This window comes from Streptomyces sp. NPDC059718 (assembly GCF_042733315.1).
Taxonomy (GTDB): Bacteria; Actinomycetota; Actinomycetes; order Streptomycetales; family Streptomycetaceae; genus Actinacidiphila.
The window spans coordinates 89,656-104,934 of sequence record NZ_JBHWGA010000033.1 but is presented as its reverse complement, the minus strand read 5'-3'; the positions used below and the strand labels follow the sequence as shown (position 1 = coordinate 104,934).

Below are 15,279 nucleotides of genomic sequence, written 5' to 3'. Positions count from 1 at the left end.
GTCGGCAACCCCCTCAAACTCTCCGACTCACCCACCACCATCCACCGCTCACCCCTCCTCGGCGAACACAACCACGACATCTACACCACCGAACTCGGCATCCACGAAGACGAGTTGCCGGGGCTCAAGGCACTGGGAGTGATCTGACATGACCGCGGACCACGCGCGCCGTTCCACCGGCAGTGACACGACCCGGCGGTGCGCCCCGCCGCCGTACGGGCGGCGCCCGGTGTGCGGCTCGCCGGCGCCGCGGACCCCGCCGCCGTACCGGGGCCGGTGCGCCGTACGGTCCGGCCTGCGTTGATACACCCCGTCTATCGACCGCCGGACGGACACGGGAGCGGCAGGAGCCGCCGTGGTCCGCCCCGGACCGGCCGCCCGCGTGGATGATCGGAGCACGTGGACGGCCGCACCAGAAAAGGAGCGCACCGGAAGTCATGACGACGTCAACGTACGGTTCCGCACAGCCCGGCGGCAGCACCCCGGGCGGGGAGACGGTCATCGACCGCCTCGTGGAGTCCAACCGCAAGTACGCCGCCGGGTTCACCGACCCGGGCATGGGCGCCCGGCCCGTGCTCCAGGTGGCCGTGGTGGCCTGCATGGACGCCCGGATCGACCTGCACGCCGCCCTCGGCCTGGAACTGGGCGACTGCCACACCATCCGCAACGCCGGCGGTGTGGTCACCGACGACACCATCCGTTCGCTGACCATCAGCCAGCGCGCCCTGAAGACCCGCAGCGTGATACTGATCCACCACACCGGCTGCGGTCTGCAGACCCTCACCGAGGACTTCCGCCACGAGCTGGAGCTGGAGGTCGGCCAGCGCCCCGCCTGGGCGGTGGAGGCGTTCCAGGACGTCGACCAGGACGTCCGGCAGTCGATGCAGCGGGTGCGTACGTCCCCGTTCCTGCCCCACACCGACGACGTCCGGGGGTTCGTCTTCGACGTCACGACGGGGCTGCTGCGGGAGATCGACCCGCGCCCCTGAGCCACCCGGGGCACCCAAACCCCCACCAGGACCTGCGCGCGGACCGGCGGACGGCAACCTGCCGGGAGACGCGGGACGGCTGCTCCCGGCGGCTGGTCCGCGCGCACGCCGGCGGGGCGGCCGGCCCGCACGCACCCGCGTGCCCGGCCGCCCCGTCCGTCGCCGTGCCCACATCCGCTGCCTGACGGCAGATCAGCAACCGTTCCCGAGGGGGTCACCTCGTGTCGTACCGCAACGCCTTCTCCCGTGTCCTGAGCGACGTCATCGCGCCCCGTGCCGAGCGGACCGGCAGGGAGGGGAGCTTCCCGCGCGGCGCGGTGAGCGCCCTGGGCGAGGCCGGGCTGCTCGGGCTGACCGTCTCCGCCGACCTGGGCGGCGGTGGCCGGGGTCCGGCCGAGGCCGCCGAGGTCGTCGCGCGGATCGCCGGGACCTGCCCGGTGACCGCGGCCGTGCTGCAGTCCCACTACGCGGCGGTGGCGGTGATCGAGGCGTGCGGGAGCCGCTGGGTGCGCGGTGAGACGGCCGCCGGACGCCACCTCAGCAGCCTCGCCCTGGCGGACGGTACGGACGGCGCGTACGGTGCCGCGGGCGCGACCGCCACCCGCTCGGGAGAGGTGGTCGCCCTGCGCGCCCGCAAGCGCGAGGTGGTCGCGGCGGGGGAGGCCGACAGCTACGTCTGGTCGTCGCTGCCGCTGGCCGCCGGGGACGGGCTGACCCTGTGGCTGGTGCCCGCGCACGCGCCCGACCTGTTCGTCCCGGCCCGGCCGGACGGAGGAGGACCGCACGGCAGTGCCACCTCCACGGTCCTGGCCGACCCGGTCCTCGTCCCCGCCGACGCGATGCTCGGGGAGGACGGCGCGGGGCGCGAGGTCGTGCTGCGCGCCGTGCTGCCGTGGCTGAGCGAACTGCGCGACGCCCTGGGCCCCTCGGCCGTCCACCCGTCGGTCGAGGCCGCGGAGACGGCCGCGTCGGCGGCGGTGGGCGGGGCGGGGGCGGGCCGGGCGGCTCAGCTCAGCGCCGTCGCCCCCGCCGCGACCGCCTTGCGGTAATCGCCGGTGCGTTCGGTGTGCTTGCGCATGACCTCGCCGGCGCGGTCGCCGTCGCCCTTGGCGATGGCCTTGATGAGCTGGGCGTGCTCGTTCCAGGCGTCCTTGCCGCGGGGCTTGGCGATGGGGGTGTAGTACCACCGCACCTTCCGGCTCACCTGCGAGATCAGCTCGGCCAGCACGGCGTTCGCGGCGATGGACGTGATGAAGGAGTGCAACGCCGTGTTGGCCGTGACCAGGCGCTCCACGTCGCCTCCGGCGAGCGCCTCGACGCCCTCCTTCTGCAGCTCCCAGAGGCGTTCGACGTCCTCGGGCTTGGCGTTCTCGGCGGCGAGCCGGGCCGAGTACGTCTCCAGCACCGAGCGGACGCCGAGCAGCTGGGCGGCCTCCTCCTCGGTGGGGGAGTGGACGAATGCGCCCTGGGCGGGACGCAGGTCGACCCAGCCGTCGGTCTGCAGGCGCTGCAGGGCCTCGCGCACCGGCTGGCGGGAGACCCCGAGGTGCTCGGCGAGTTCGGCCTCGACCAGGTGCTGGCCCGGTGTGAGGGAGCCGTTGATGATCAGTTCGATCAGCGCGTCGTACACGGCCTGGCGCAGTGGTGCGGGGCGGGCGACCCGGCGGGTCGCCGCGGCCGTCAGGGCCTCACGCATGGTTCCCCCGTTCTGCCACCGAGCCTGTGGGCCGACGGCTCTGCACTGGTGGCCGCCGTGAGGGTCGCTGGCGGCGGGAACGCTCAGTATACAGGTTTTGGTATGCAACATGCCTTTCGGTGCGACAAGACGCGCTCCGCGGCCAGGACTTGGGAAAGTCCTGGCTGCAGGATTCTGTATGCAGAAGTTTGTATGCGGTATCGTCGCGGTGTACTGCCGGCACCGTCGGGAAGGCGAAGCGGCTCTGTGACGATCCCGCGCCCGAACTCCCTGACCTGGCGAAGGCGGAGTGGTCAATGACGATCGGCGGGAGTGACATGACGGTCGAAGACGTGGTCCGGACGGTTGTGGCCGACCATCGGGATCAGCGCGGTGCGCTGCTGCCGGTACTGCACGCCCTGCAGGCCGAGTTGGGCTGCGTGCCGAAAGAGGCGATACCGGTGCTCGCCGACGAGTTCAACCTCTCCAGGGCGGACGTCCACGGAGTGGTGACCTTCTACCACGACTTCCGCCGTGAGCCGGCGGGACGGACCACGGTGCGCATCTGCCGCGCCGAGGCGTGCCAGGCCCTCGGGTCCGACGCGCTGGTGGGCTACACGCGGGAAGCGGGACTGGCCCTGGGGGAGACGACCCCGGACGGCTCGGTCACCGTCGAGCAGGTCTTCTGCCTCGGCAACTGCGCCCTGGGGCCGGCGGTCGAGGTGAACGGCCGGTTGTACGGACGAGTGGGCACGGCCCGGTTGGGCTCCATCCTCAAGGGGACGGTCGCATGATGAAGGACTCTTCCGACTCCACGGTGACGGTCTACGTCCCGCGCGACTCGGCGGCCAGATCGGTCGGCGCTGACGAGGTGGCGGACGCGCTGCGGCGCGTCGCGGCGGAGCGGGAGGCACCCGTCGACGTGGTGCGCAACGGCTCCCGCGGCATGCTGTGGCTGGAGCCGCTGGTCGAGGTGGTCACCCCGGCCGGCCGCGTCGGCTACGGGCCGGTGGCCCTCTCGGACGTCGAGGGACTGCTGGCGGCGGGCATGCTCGAAGGCGCCGACCACCCGCTGCGCCTCGGCGTCGTCGACGAACTGCCCTGGCTGGCCCGCCAGACGCGGGTCACCTTCTCCCGGGTCGGGGTGACCGACCCCCTCTCGCCGGAGGACTACCTGCGCCACGGCGGCCTGGCCGGACTGCGCACCGCCCTCGGCATGGCCCCCGCCGACGTCGTCACCGAGGTCACCGACTCCGGCCTGCGCGGCCGCGGCGGCGCCGGCTTCCCGGCCGGCATCAAGTGGAAGACCGTCATGGACTGCGCCGACGAACTCAAGTTCGTCTGCTGCAACGCCGACGAGGGCGACAGCGGCACCTTCGCCGACCGCATGGTCATGGAGGGCGACCCCTTCATGCTCATCGAGGGCATGACGATCGCCGCGCACGCCGTCGGCGCCCGCGAGGGCTACTTCTACATCCGCTCCGAGTACCCCGACGCGGTGGCCACGATGCGCGCGGCGATCGGCATCGCGCGCGAGCAGGGGTGGCTCGGCGAGGGCATCCTCGGGTCCCCGCTCGACTTCGACCTGCACGTACGCGTCGGCGCCGGCGCGTACATCTGCGGCGAGGAGACCTCCATGCTGGAGAGCCTGGAGGGCAAGCGCGGCACCGTCCGGGCCAAGCCGCCGATCCCCGCCATCGAGGGGCTGTTCGGCAAGCCGACGGTCGTGAACAACGTCCTCACCCTCGCCACGGTGCCGGTCATCCTCGCCGAGGGCGCCAAGGCGTACCAGGAACTCGGTGTGGAACGCTCGCGCGGCACCCAGGTGTTCCAGCTCGGCGGCAACATCGCCCGCGGCGGGATCGTGGAGACCGCCTTCGGCGTCACGCTGCGCGAACTGGTCGAGGAGTACGGCGGCGGCACCTTCTCCGGGCGGCCGGTCCGCACGGTGCAGGTCGGCGGGCCGCTCGGCGCCTACCTGCCGACGTCGATGTTCGACCTGCCGATGGACTACGAGGCGTTCGCCGAGGCGGGCGCCATGCTGGGCCACGGCGGCGTCGTCGTCTTCGACGAGAGCGTCGACATGGCCGCCCAGGCCCGGTTCGCGATGGAGTTCTGCGCCGAGGAGTCCTGCGGCAAGTGCACGCCCTGCCGGGTGGGTTCGGTCCGCGGTGTCGAGGTGATCGACAAGATCGTGGCCGGTCAGCAGCGGGACGAGAACCTGGCCCTGCTCGAGGACCTGTGCGAGCTGATGACCGACGGCTCCCTGTGCGCGATGGGCGGGCTGACGCCGATGCCCGTGCGCAGCGCCATCGCGCACTTCCCCGACGACTTCCTCGCCCGCGACCCCGGCCGGGCGATCCCACGCACGCACGCCCATGGAGGAAGGACGGAGGGTACGGCATGACACTCCTGAAGGAACCCGACTTCGGTACCCCGGAGCGACCCGGCGCGGCGACGGTCGCGGTGGAAGTGGACGGGATGCCGGTGACCGTGCCCGAGGGCACGTCGGTGATGCGCGCCGCCGCGCTCGCCGGCATCGACATCCCCAAGCTCTGCGCCACCGACAGCCTGGAGCCCTTCGGCTCCTGCCGGCTGTGCGTGGTGGAGATCGACGGCCGGCGGGGCACCCCGGCGTCCTGCACCACGCCGGTGGCGGACGGGATGAGCGTGCGGACCCAGACCCCGAAGGTGGAGAAGCTCCGCCAGGGCGTCATGGAGCTGTACATCTCCGACCACCCGCTGGACTGCCTGACCTGCCCGGCCAACGGCGACTGCGAGCTGCAGGACATGGCCGGCGTGGTCGGGCTGCGGCAGGTCCGCTACGGCTACGAGGGCGAGAACCACCTCGACGCCGAGAAGGACACCTCCAACCCCTACTTCGACTTCGACGCGTCCAAGTGCATCGCCTGCTCCCGCTGCGTCCGCGCCTGCGGCGAGGTCCAGGGCACCTTCGCGCTGACCATCGAGGGGCGCGGCTTCGACTCCAAGGTCTCCGCGGGCGCCGGCGAGACCTTCATGGAGTCCGAGTGCGTCTCCTGCGGGGCCTGCGTGCAGGCCTGCCCGACCTCCACGCTCCAGGAGAAGTCGGTGGTCGAGCTCGGCATGCCCACCCGCTCGGTGGTCACCACCTGCGCGTACTGCGGCGTCGGCTGCTCCTTCAAGGCGGAGCTGCGCGGCGACGAGCTGGTGCGGATGGTGCCGTACAAGGACGGCGGCGCCAACGAGGGCCACTCCTGTGTGAAGGGCCGCTTCGCCTTCGGCTACGCCAGCCACCCCGACCGGATGCTCAAGCCCATGGTCCGGGAGAAGATCACCGACCCGTGGCGCGAGGTCGAGTGGGACGAGGCGATCGGCACGGTCGCCCGCCGGATGCGCGAGCTCCAGGAGCAGTACGGATCGGGCGCGATCGGCGCCATCACCTCCTCGCGGTGCACGAACGAAGAGGTGTACGTCGTCCAGAAGATGGTGCGCGCCGCCTTCGGCAACAACAACGTCGACACCTGCGCCCGGGTCTGCCACTCCCCGACGGGGTACGGGCTCAAGCAGACCTTCGGCGAGTCGGCCGGCACCCAGGACTTCCGGTCCGTGGCCGAGGCCGACGTCATCATGGTGATCGGGGCCAACCCCACGGACGGGCACCCGGTGTTCGCCTCGCGGATGAAGCGCCGGCTGCGCGAGGGCGCCAAGCTCATCGTCGTCGACCCGCGCCGCATCGACCTGGTGCGCTCCCCGCACGTCCAGGCCGAGCACCACCTCCAGCTGCGGCCCAGCACCAACGTGGCGGTCGTGAACGCCATGGCGCACGTGGTGGTCACCGAGGGGCTGGTCGACCGGGACTTCGTGGACGCGCGGTGCGAGGACTTCGACGAGTGGGCGGAGTTCATCGCCCGGCCGGAGAACAGCCCGGAGGCCACGGAGGAGCTCACCGGCGTGCCGGCCGGGGAACTGCGCGCGGCGGCACGGCTGTACGCGCAGGCCCCGAACGGCGCCATCTACTACGGGCTTGGCGTCACCGAGCACAGCCAGGGCTCCACCATGGTGATGGGCATGGCCAACCTGGCGATGGCCTGCGGCAACCTCGGCCGCGACGGCGTCGGGGTGAACCCGCTGCGCGGCCAGAACAACGTCCAGGGCTCCTGCGACATGGGTTCGTTCCCGCACGAGCTGCCCGGCTACCGGCACGTCTCCGACGACGCCGTGCGCACCGTGTTCGAGAACCTCTGGGGCGGCACGATCCTCGCCGAGCCCGGGCTGCGCATCCCGAACATGTTCGACGCGGCCATCGACGGGACGTTCCGCGGCCTGTTCGTGCACGGCGAGGACATCGCCCAGTCCGACCCCAACCTCAAGCACGTCACCGCCGCGCTGGAGGCCATGGAGCTGGTCGTCGTCCAGGACCTGTTCCTCAACGAGACCGCGAAGTTCGCGCACGTCTTCCTGCCCGGCGCGTCCTTCCTGGAGAAGGACGGCACCTTCACCAACGCCGAGCGCCGGATCAACCGGGTGCGCGCGGTGATGAAGCCGAAGACGGGCAAGCACGAGTGGCAGATCGTCTCCGAGATCGCCACGGCCATGGGCCACCCCATGGCGTACGACCACCCCGGTCAGATCATGGACGAGATCGCCCAGGTCACGCCGACCTTCACCGGTGTCTCCTTCCAGCTGCTGGACAAGCTGGGCAGCGTCCAGTGGCCGTGCAACGAGCAGGCCCCCGAGGGCACGCCCATCATGCACGTGGACGAGTTCGTGCGGGGCAAGGGCAGGTTCGTGGTCACCACCTTCGTGCCGACCGCCGAGCGCAGCACCCGGCGCTTCCCGCTGATCCTGACCACGGGACGGATCCTCAGCCAGTACAACGTGGGCGCGCAGACCCGCCGCACCGGCAACGTCGCCTGGCACCCGGAGGACGTGCTGGAGCTGCATCCCCACGACGCCGAGGTCCGCGGCATCGTGGACGGCGACACGGTGACCCTGGCGAGCCGGGTGGGGGAGACGACGCTGAAGGCCGAGATCTCCGACCGCATGCCGCCCGGGGTCGTGTACACCACCTTCCACCACCCGGTGACCGGGGCGAACGTGGTGACCACGGAGAACTCCGACTGGGCGACCAACTGCCCGGAGTACAAGGTGACCGCCGTGCAGGTGGGGCTCGCCCGCCCGCGGCGGGCCGACGGCGCGGAACACGACCGGGACCAGCTGCTGACGGTGGTGGACTGAGGTGGCCGGCGCAGTGCCGGCGGAGCGCCGGATGGCCAACGACATCGCGGCCAACCTCGTCCATCTGCCGGGCGACCGGGCGGCCGAGGCCGTCGCGGGGCACATCGGCAGGTTCTGGGACCCGCGCATGCGCACCCGTCTCCTCGACTTCGTCGACGCCGGGGCGGAGGGGCTGGACCCCTTGGTGGTCGAGGCGGTGAAGCTGCTGCGCTGACGACGCGGAATCCCGGCCGGTCCCGGCCGGCCGGGACCGGGCGGGGGCGTGCCGAGCCTCCGGGACACGGACGGGTGGGCGGCTTGACGCTGCCGCGTGAACGCTTCGTGACCGACGGTGCCCGCCCGCCGTCCCGTCCCTGCCGCCGCCTGCGCTCCGTCGTCCGGGGCACGGCCTGTGCTAAGGTGTCCTGGTTGCAGTTGTGGTACCCATGAAACCTATGTGCGCCTGACGGAATTCATCTCCCGCAGGCGCATTATTTGTTCTCCGGCATTCCCCGGATGGGCCCTCTGCCTACTGAAGGAGAATGTCATGGCACAGGGAACCGTGAAGTGGTTCAACGCCGAAAAGGGTTTCGGCTTCATCGAGCAGGACGGCGGCGGCCCCGACGTCTTCGCCCACTACTCGAACATCGCCACCCAGGGCTTCCGTGAGCTCCTGGAGGGCCAGCGGGTCACCTTCGACGTCACGCAGGGCCAGAAGGGCCCGCAGGCGGAGAACATCGTCCCCGCCTGATCGCCGGACGCGTACCTGCTCACCGGGGTCCGCACCGTCATGGTGCGGACCCCGGTTTGCGCTGCTCCAGGAAGGCAAATATCCGCATGTCCCGCAGGCCCCAGAAATCGAATCGGCGCGCGCCGTCGTCCGCACCGTCCGCATCGTCGCCGAGAGAATTCCGGCTGCCGGAAAGCACGACACCCGCACTTCCCGCGGTCGAGGACTTCGCCGATCTCGACATGCCCGCGGGGCTGCTGAAGACCCTCACCGCGCAGGGGGTGACCACCCCCTTCCCCATCCAGGCCGCGACGCTGCCCAACTCGCTGGCCGGCCGTGACCTGCTGGGGCGGGGCCGCACCGGCTCGGGCAAGACCCTCGCCTTCGGACTGGCGCTGCTGGCCCGTACGGCCGGACTGCGCGCGGAGCCCAAGGCACCCCTCGCCCTCGTGCTGGTGCCCACCCGTGAACTCGCCCAGCAGGTGACGGACGCGCTGACGCCGTACGCGACGGCGGTGAACCTGCGCATGGCCACCGTGGTCGGCGGGCTGTCCATGACCAAGCAGGCCGCCACGCTCCGGCGCGGCGTCGAGGTGCTCGTGGCCACCCCCGGCAGGCTGAACGACCTGGTGGAACACGGCGACTGCGTGCTCGGCAGCGTGGACATCACGGTGCTGGACGAGGCCGACCAGATGACCGACATGGGCTTCCTGCCGCAGATCACCAGGCTGATCGAGCGCGTGCGGCCCGACGGGCAGCGGATGCTCTTCTCGGCCACCCTGGACGGCAACATCGACCGCTTGGTGCAGCGGTTCCTGACCGACCCCGTGGTGCACTCCGTGGACCCGTCCGCGGGGGCGGTGACCACCATGGAGCACCACGTGCTCCACGTCCTGGACGAGACCGACAAGAAGGCCGTCACCACGCGCATCGCGGCACGCGACGGCCGGGTCATCCTCTTCCTCGACACCAAGCGGTCCGCCGACCGGCTCGCCAAGCGGCTGCTGGCCGTCGGTGTCCGCGCGGCGGCTCTGCACGGGGGCCGCTCCCAGCCGCAGCGCAACCGCACCCTGGAGCAGTTCAAGAACGGCCAGGTGACGGCGCTGGTCGCCACGAACGTCGCGGCCCGTGGCATACACATCGACGACCTCGACCTCGTCGTGAACGTCGATCCCCCCATGGACCACAAGGACTACGTCCACCGGGGCGGCCGTACGGCCCGCGCCGGCGGCTCCGGCAGCGTGGTCACGCTGGTCCTGCCCGACCAGAAGCGGGACGTGACCCGGCTCATGTCGGACGCGGGCATCCGCCCCCGGACGGCCCGCATCACGTCGAGCGACGCGCAACTGGCCACCATCACCGGCGCCCGCGAGCCGTCCGGCGTGGCCGTCACCATCGAGGTGCCCCAGCCGGCGGCCGCGCCGAAGGCGTCCCGCCCGAAGAACGGCACCGAGAACGGCGGGCGGCCCGCCCGCCGACGCCGCAGCGGCGGCGGCGGAGCCGGGGCGGCGGCAGGTGCCGCCGCCGGGACCGGTGCTCGCGGTGGCGCCCGCCGGGCGGACGCGCGCGGGGCGACGAGTGCCGCAGGGAGTTCGGGCGGCCGGGGATCCGACCGCCGGGGCGCGGCGGGCGCGGCTTCCGGTACCGGTTCCGGTACGGGGACCCGCGGCTCCGGGCGGCGGCCGGTGGCCGGCACCGAGGGCCGGGGCGGCCGGAGCGGCCGCCGCAACCCCGCGGGCTGACCGGACGAGGACGTACACGGGGCCCGGCACGGGCCCGGCACCTGCTGCGGCACAGCGGTGCCGGGGCGCGTGCGGGGCCCGGTGCCGTTCGGCCTAATCTGGACGGCATGTCAGCGATCCGTCTCCTCGTCCTGGGCGCGGTCCGCCAGCACGGGCGGGCCCACGGCTACCAGGTGCGCAACGACCTGGAGTACTGGGGCGCGCACGAGTGGTCCAACGCCAAGCCCGGTTCGATCTACCACGCCCTGAAGCAGATGGCGAAGCAGGGACTGCTGCACGCCCACGAGGTCGCCCCCTCGACGGCGGGCGGCCCGCCCCGCACCGAGTACGAGATCACGGACACCGGGACCGAGGAGTTCCTGCGCCTCCTGCACGAGTCGCTGGTCGCGTACGACCAGAAGATGGACCTCCAGTCCGCGGCCATCGGCTTCATCGTCGACCTGCCCCGGGACGAGGCGCTGGACCTGCTGAGGGAGCGGATCCGCAGGATCCAGGAGTGGCGGGCCGCCGTCACCGAGCACTACGTCCCCGAGGACGGCCCCGGTCAGCTCGGCCACATCGGCGAGATCATGAACCTCTGGGTGCACACGGCCGACTCGGACGCCGCGTGGACCCGGGGGCTCGTCCAGCGGATCGAGGGCGGCGCCTACACCTTCGCCGGGGAGGGCGAGCCCTTCGTGGGCGTGCTCGCACAGGGCGAGGAGAACCCGTACGCGACGGGCGAACCCCATCCTGGGGACGAGCACTAGTCACATTTGACGAATGGATTCCACGCCCGCTACTTTGCGCCAGTAGTCAAGTTTGACTAGTTGATCAGTGGGGGAGTGGCCCATGACCGACGCAGCGATCACCGTCGAAGGGGCGTACAAGAAGTACCGTGACAAACCGGGTGACAAACCGGCGCTGGACGGGCTCGACCTGCTGGTCGGGCGCGGCACCGTGCACGGGGTGCTCGGCCCCAACGGCGCGGGCAAGACGACCCTGGTCCGGATCCTGTCCACCCTGCTCCGGCCGGACCGCGGCCGCGTCGAGGTGGCCGGGCACGACGTGGTGACCGAGGCCCGGGAGGTGCGGTTCCGCATCGGCCTGCTCGGGCAGCACGCGGCCCTGGACGAGCAGCTCGGCGGCCGCCAGAACCTGGAGATGTTCGCGCGCCTGCACCATCTCGGCGCCCGCCGGGCGCGCGAGCGCGCCGGCGAACTGCTCGGGCGCTTCGGCCTCGCGGACACCGGACGCAAGGCGGTCCGGCAGTACAGCGGCGGCATGCGGCGCCGCCTCGACCTCGCCGCGTCCCTCGTGACCGATCCCGAGGTGCTGTTCCTCGACGAGCCGACGACCGGACTCGACCCCCGCGGCCGCGCCGAGGTGTGGGCCTCGGTCCGTTCCCTGGCCGACGGCGGTACGACGGTCCTGCTCACCACCCAGTACCTGGAGGAGGCCGACCAGCTCGCCGACCGCATCTCGGTCGTCGACCACGGCCGGGTGATCGCCGACGGCACCGCGGACGAACTCAAGGCGCGGACCGGCGGCGACCGCATCGACGTGGTCCTGCGCGACGCCGGCCAACTGGGCGCGGCCAGGGCGCTGCTGCCCGCGACCGGGGGCGAGGTGTCGGTGGACGTCGACCGGCGGCTGCTCAGCGCCCCGGTCACCGACCGCATGGCGGCGCTTGCCGGGGTCGTCCGCGCCCTGGAGTCGGCCGGCATCGAGGCGGAGGACATCGCCCTGCGCCGTCCGACCCTCGACGAGGTGTTCCTGCACCTCACCGGAGGGGACCACCCCACGAAGGAGACCGCGTGAGCGCCACGTACACCACCCGGGGCCCGGCCCGGCCCGCGTGGGGATCCCACGTCCTCGCCGACTGCTGGACCATGACCCGCCGCGAACTCGCCCACTGGGCCCGGCAACCGGTCCAGGTGCTGGTCGGCCTCGTGTTCCCGGTGATGCTGCTGCTGATGTTCGGCTATCTCGTCGGCGGCGGCCGCGGCATCACGGGCGACTACCTCGGCTACCTCGTCCCGGGCATGCTCGCGCTCACCATGGCCTTCGGCCTGGAGGGCACGATGCTCGCGGTCACCCAGGACCTCAACAAGGGCGTGATCGACCGCTTCCGGTCGATGCCGATGGCCAACGGCGCGGTCCTGGTGGGCCGTTCCGTCGCCGACATGCTCCAGTCGGCCGCCGGCCTGGCCGTACTGACCGGGGTCGGCCACGCGCTCGGCTGGCGCACGCACGGCGGGGTCGCCGCCTTCCTCGGCGCGGCCGGCCTCCTGCTGCTGTTCCGCTTCGCGATGCTGTGGATCGGCATCCATCTGGCGCTGGTCGCGGGGAAGCCGGAGCTGGTGCAGGCCGTGCAGATCCTGGTCTGGCCGGTGGGCTTCCTCTCCAACGCCTTCGCCACGCCCGACTCCATGCCCGGCTGGCTGGGCACGGCGGTCCAGTGGAACCCGATGTCCCGGACCGCGACGGCGGTACGCGACCTGTTCGGCGGTCCCGGTGGCGAACCCGGCCACGTCTGGGCGGCCGTGGCCTGGCCGTTGGCCCTGCTGGCGGTCTTCCTGCCGCTGGCGGTACGGAGGTTCGGGCGCCTGAGCGCGTAGCGGTGGCGGTCCCGGGGCGGCAGGCCGCCCCGGGACGCCCCGAGGCGGTTTTTACGCGCTCGTGGCTTTCCTTGCCGGCCCTTTACCCGCACCTCGCGCGTCCAGCGGTGCGGAGGTATCAGGTGCCGCAGGCAACCATTCGGCGGGCGACTGGACTTACCTCTGTGACCAGGGGCAACGCGCCCCGGAGCGGCCGGAGTCGGCCGTCCGGGCGGGCGTGGAGCGGGCTCCACCGGTTGGTAATGCACTGGTCAATCTTCCCGTCATCCCCTGGACACCCCGATTCGACGGTCCATACCGTATGCAATCTCCAGTATGGAGAATCGCGCTGACCAGCTGAATGTTCGTTCCGACACCCCCTGAGCACGGCCGTTTTGGCGTGCCCGGGGTCGTACCACGTCGTACCACCGTGTCACCCGACTGCGCGCTGTCACGATCCGGGTTTGCCGCCCCGGACCGACCTCAGCTGCCCGGACGGCGTACCACCGGGCCCGGCCATGCCGGGCCGAGCCGCAGGGATGGTCCGCTCCACCCCTCCGCATGAAGAGAAGGGCCCAGGGGGCGCACGCCAGGTTCTTTTCACGCAAGGGAAGGCACCGATGTCAGTAACACCGCACGTGGTTCCCGGGCAGTACCGGGAGGTCAGCGACGCGAACGGCCGCGTCTACCGGGTCGGGGAGACCGACCGCTCCCTCCTGGGGAGGCCCCGGGCCTGGATGGTCTGGCTCCCCTGGATTGCGATGATGGGCGTCAGCGTCTACGAGTACGGCTACAGCTCCGCGGAGGCGGTGCTCGAGCACGCCCACGGATGGACCCTGACCGAGACGTTCTGGATCGCCAGCATCTGGGCGGTCTTCCAGGCGGGCGTCGCGTTCCCCGCAGGACGGCTGCGGGAGACCGGGGTCCTGCCGGCCAGGACGGCGATGCTCGCCGGAGCGGTCTTCTCCGGACTGGGCTTCCTGGCGCTCTCGCACCTGAGCAACCCCTACGTGGTGATCGCCGGTTACTCGGTGCTGGGCGGCACGGGCGCCGGCCTGGTGTACGCGACCTGCATCAACATGGTCGGCAAGTGGTACCCCGACAACAAGGGCGCCCGCACCGGGTTCGTGAACGGTGGCTTCGCCTACGGAACCCTGCCGCTCATCTTCGTCTTCAACTACTGGTTCCACCCGTCCAACTACAAGATGGTCCTCGACCTGATCGCCCTGGGCATGGTGCTGGTCGTCGCCTTCTGCGGCATGTTCTTCCGCGACCCGCCGAAGAGCTGGTGGCCGCACGACGTCGACCCGTTGAACCGGGGCGTGAGCGAGGACGCGCGGCGGGTGGCCAAGCGACTGGCCAAGAACCCGCCCGCCAAGGGCCAGTTCACCCCGATGGAGGCGATCAGGACCGGGCAGCTGCCGCTGATGTGGTTCGCCCTGGTCTGCATCGGCGGCGTGTCGCTGTTCGGCATCAACTTCCAGGTCCCGTTCGCCAAGAGCCTGGGCTTCGGCCCGCTGGTCGCGGCCTCCTCGGCGGGTGTGCTCGCCGTGGTCAACGGTGTCGGCCGGGCCATCGTGGGCTGGCTCTCGGACTACCTGGGCCGGCGTCAGACACTGGGCCTGGTCCTGGTGGTGGCGGGGCTGGCGCAGTTCGGCGTGCTGTGGTCGGGCCAGGCGCACAACGAACCCCTGTTCCTGTTCTTCGCGTTCCTCAACGGTTTCGGCGGCGGGGCGTTCTACCCGCTGTTCGCCGCGCTCACGCCGGACTACTTCGGTGAGAACAACAACGCACAGAACTACGGACTGGTCTACAGCGCCAAGCTGGTCGGCGGTGTCGGCGGCGGCGGTGTGGCGGCCGGGGTGGTCGCCGCCTGGGGCTACGCCGGGGCGTACTACCTGGCCGGAGGTATCGCCTTCCTCTCCGCGCTGATCACGGTGTTCCTGCGGCAGCCCGGCGCCCCGCGCCGGAGCGGCGACGGGAGCCCGGTGGCCGAGGTGGGCGGCCGTACCCCTACTCCCGCCGAGGCGACCACCTGACGGTCGCGGTACCGGGGCTCCGCGAGGAGCTCCCCACAGATCGTGCGCGGGCGATGTCGTCCGGCCCGGGGCGGCGGCAGTCCCGGACCGGGTGCCCGTGTCACGGAGGCGGGGCCGGCCGGTGGGGCGCGCCCCCTGCTCCGTCCGGCCCCGCCCGCCCTCCTCTGCCGTTTCCTCCCGTTGATCCCGTTCCTCCCCCTCCCCCGACGGGGGGGGGGGGGGGCCCGCCCCCCCCCCCCCCCCCCGGGGCCCCGGGGGGGGGGGGGGCCCCCACCGGGGGGCCGCGGGGGGCGGCTGGCGGCGGAGGGAATAGGGGGGGTGTGGGG

Annotated in this window: 13 protein-coding genes and 1 pseudogene; 13 read left to right on the top strand and 1 reads right to left on the bottom strand. The window is 72.0% G+C overall.

What is annotated here, in order from left to right; genetic code table 11:
- The 3 genes and pseudogenes from ACFV3E_RS31520 to ACFV3E_RS31510 all read left to right on the top strand — a co-directional run.
- Nucleotides 1–147: pseudogene (locus ACFV3E_RS31520) on the top strand (formyl-CoA transferase); the annotation flags it as partial.
- A gap of 290 nt (nucleotides 148–437) precedes the next feature.
- Nucleotides 438–989 (top strand): beta-class carbonic anhydrase, encoded by a 552-nt coding sequence (locus ACFV3E_RS31515; protein ID WP_500537752.1) that lies wholly within the window; start codon nucleotides 438–440, stop codon nucleotides 987–989.
- A gap of 221 nt (nucleotides 990–1,210) precedes the next feature.
- Complete coding sequence (locus ACFV3E_RS31510) at nucleotides 1,211–2,038, top strand: acyl-CoA dehydrogenase family protein (protein WP_500537751.1); 828 nt, start codon at nucleotides 1,211–1,213, stop codon at nucleotides 2,036–2,038.
- Here ACFV3E_RS31510 and ACFV3E_RS31505 read toward each other — a convergent pair.
- Entirely contained in the window at nucleotides 1,996–2,685 is a 690-nt protein-coding gene (locus ACFV3E_RS31505) for a GntR family transcriptional regulator (protein WP_500537750.1), read from the bottom strand. The two genes, ACFV3E_RS31510 and ACFV3E_RS31505, sit on opposite strands and share 43 nt — an antisense overlap.
- A 317-nt stretch (nucleotides 2,686–3,002) precedes the next feature.
- Between ACFV3E_RS31505 and ACFV3E_RS31500 the strand changes: the two genes are divergently transcribed.
- The 10 genes from ACFV3E_RS31500 (at nucleotide 3,003) to ACFV3E_RS31455 (ending at nucleotide 14,953) form a co-directional block, all read left to right on the top strand.
- Nucleotides 3,003–3,458 carry an NAD(P)H-dependent oxidoreductase subunit E gene (locus tag ACFV3E_RS31500; RefSeq protein WP_500537749.1) on the top strand — a complete coding sequence of 152 codons (456 nt, stop codon included), beginning with the start codon at nucleotides 3,003–3,005 and terminating at the stop codon, nucleotides 3,456–3,458.
- Nucleotides 3,458–5,071 (top strand): formate dehydrogenase beta subunit, encoded by a 1,614-nt coding sequence (locus ACFV3E_RS31495; protein ID WP_500537756.1) that lies wholly within the window; start codon nucleotides 3,458–3,460, stop codon nucleotides 5,069–5,071. The genes ACFV3E_RS31500 and ACFV3E_RS31495 overlap by 1 nt, the downstream gene beginning before the upstream one ends.
- Entirely contained in the window at nucleotides 5,068–7,884 is a 2,817-nt protein-coding gene (gene fdhF, locus ACFV3E_RS31490; RefSeq protein ID WP_500364808.1) for a formate dehydrogenase subunit alpha, read from the top strand. Before ACFV3E_RS31495 ends, fdhF begins: the two co-directional genes overlap by 4 nt.
- Nucleotides 7,885–7,915: 31 nt before the next feature.
- Complete coding sequence (locus ACFV3E_RS31485) at nucleotides 7,916–8,098, top strand: formate dehydrogenase subunit delta (RefSeq protein ID WP_499514955.1); 183 nt, start codon at nucleotides 7,916–7,918, stop codon at nucleotides 8,096–8,098.
- A gap of 312 nt (nucleotides 8,099–8,410) precedes the next feature.
- A complete protein-coding gene (locus ACFV3E_RS31480; RefSeq protein WP_319137404.1) occupies nucleotides 8,411–8,614 on the top strand; it encodes a cold-shock protein in 204 nt (67 codons plus the stop codon).
- A gap of 86 nt (nucleotides 8,615–8,700) precedes the next feature.
- A complete protein-coding gene (locus ACFV3E_RS31475; RefSeq protein ID WP_500537748.1) occupies nucleotides 8,701–10,335 on the top strand; it encodes a DEAD/DEAH box helicase in 1,635 nt (544 codons plus the stop codon).
- A gap of 107 nt (nucleotides 10,336–10,442) precedes the next feature.
- Nucleotides 10,443–11,084 carry a PadR family transcriptional regulator gene (locus ACFV3E_RS31470; protein WP_500537747.1) on the top strand — a complete coding sequence of 214 codons (642 nt, stop codon included), beginning with the start codon at nucleotides 10,443–10,445 and terminating at the stop codon, nucleotides 11,082–11,084.
- A gap of 82 nt (nucleotides 11,085–11,166) precedes the next feature.
- Entirely contained in the window at nucleotides 11,167–12,135 is a 969-nt protein-coding gene (locus tag ACFV3E_RS31465) for an ATP-binding cassette domain-containing protein (protein ID WP_500537746.1), read from the top strand.
- Between the two features lie 71 nt (nucleotides 12,136–12,206).
- A complete protein-coding gene (locus ACFV3E_RS31460) occupies nucleotides 12,207–12,935 on the top strand; it encodes an ABC transporter permease (protein WP_500537755.1) in 729 nt (242 codons plus the stop codon).
- 599 nt (nucleotides 12,936–13,534) lie between these two features.
- On the top strand, nucleotides 13,535–14,953 hold the full coding sequence (locus ACFV3E_RS31455) for an OFA family MFS transporter (protein ID WP_500537745.1): 1,419 nt from the start codon (nucleotides 13,535–13,537) through the stop codon (nucleotides 14,951–14,953).
- The last annotated feature ends 326 nt before the right edge of the window (nucleotides 14,954–15,279 follow it).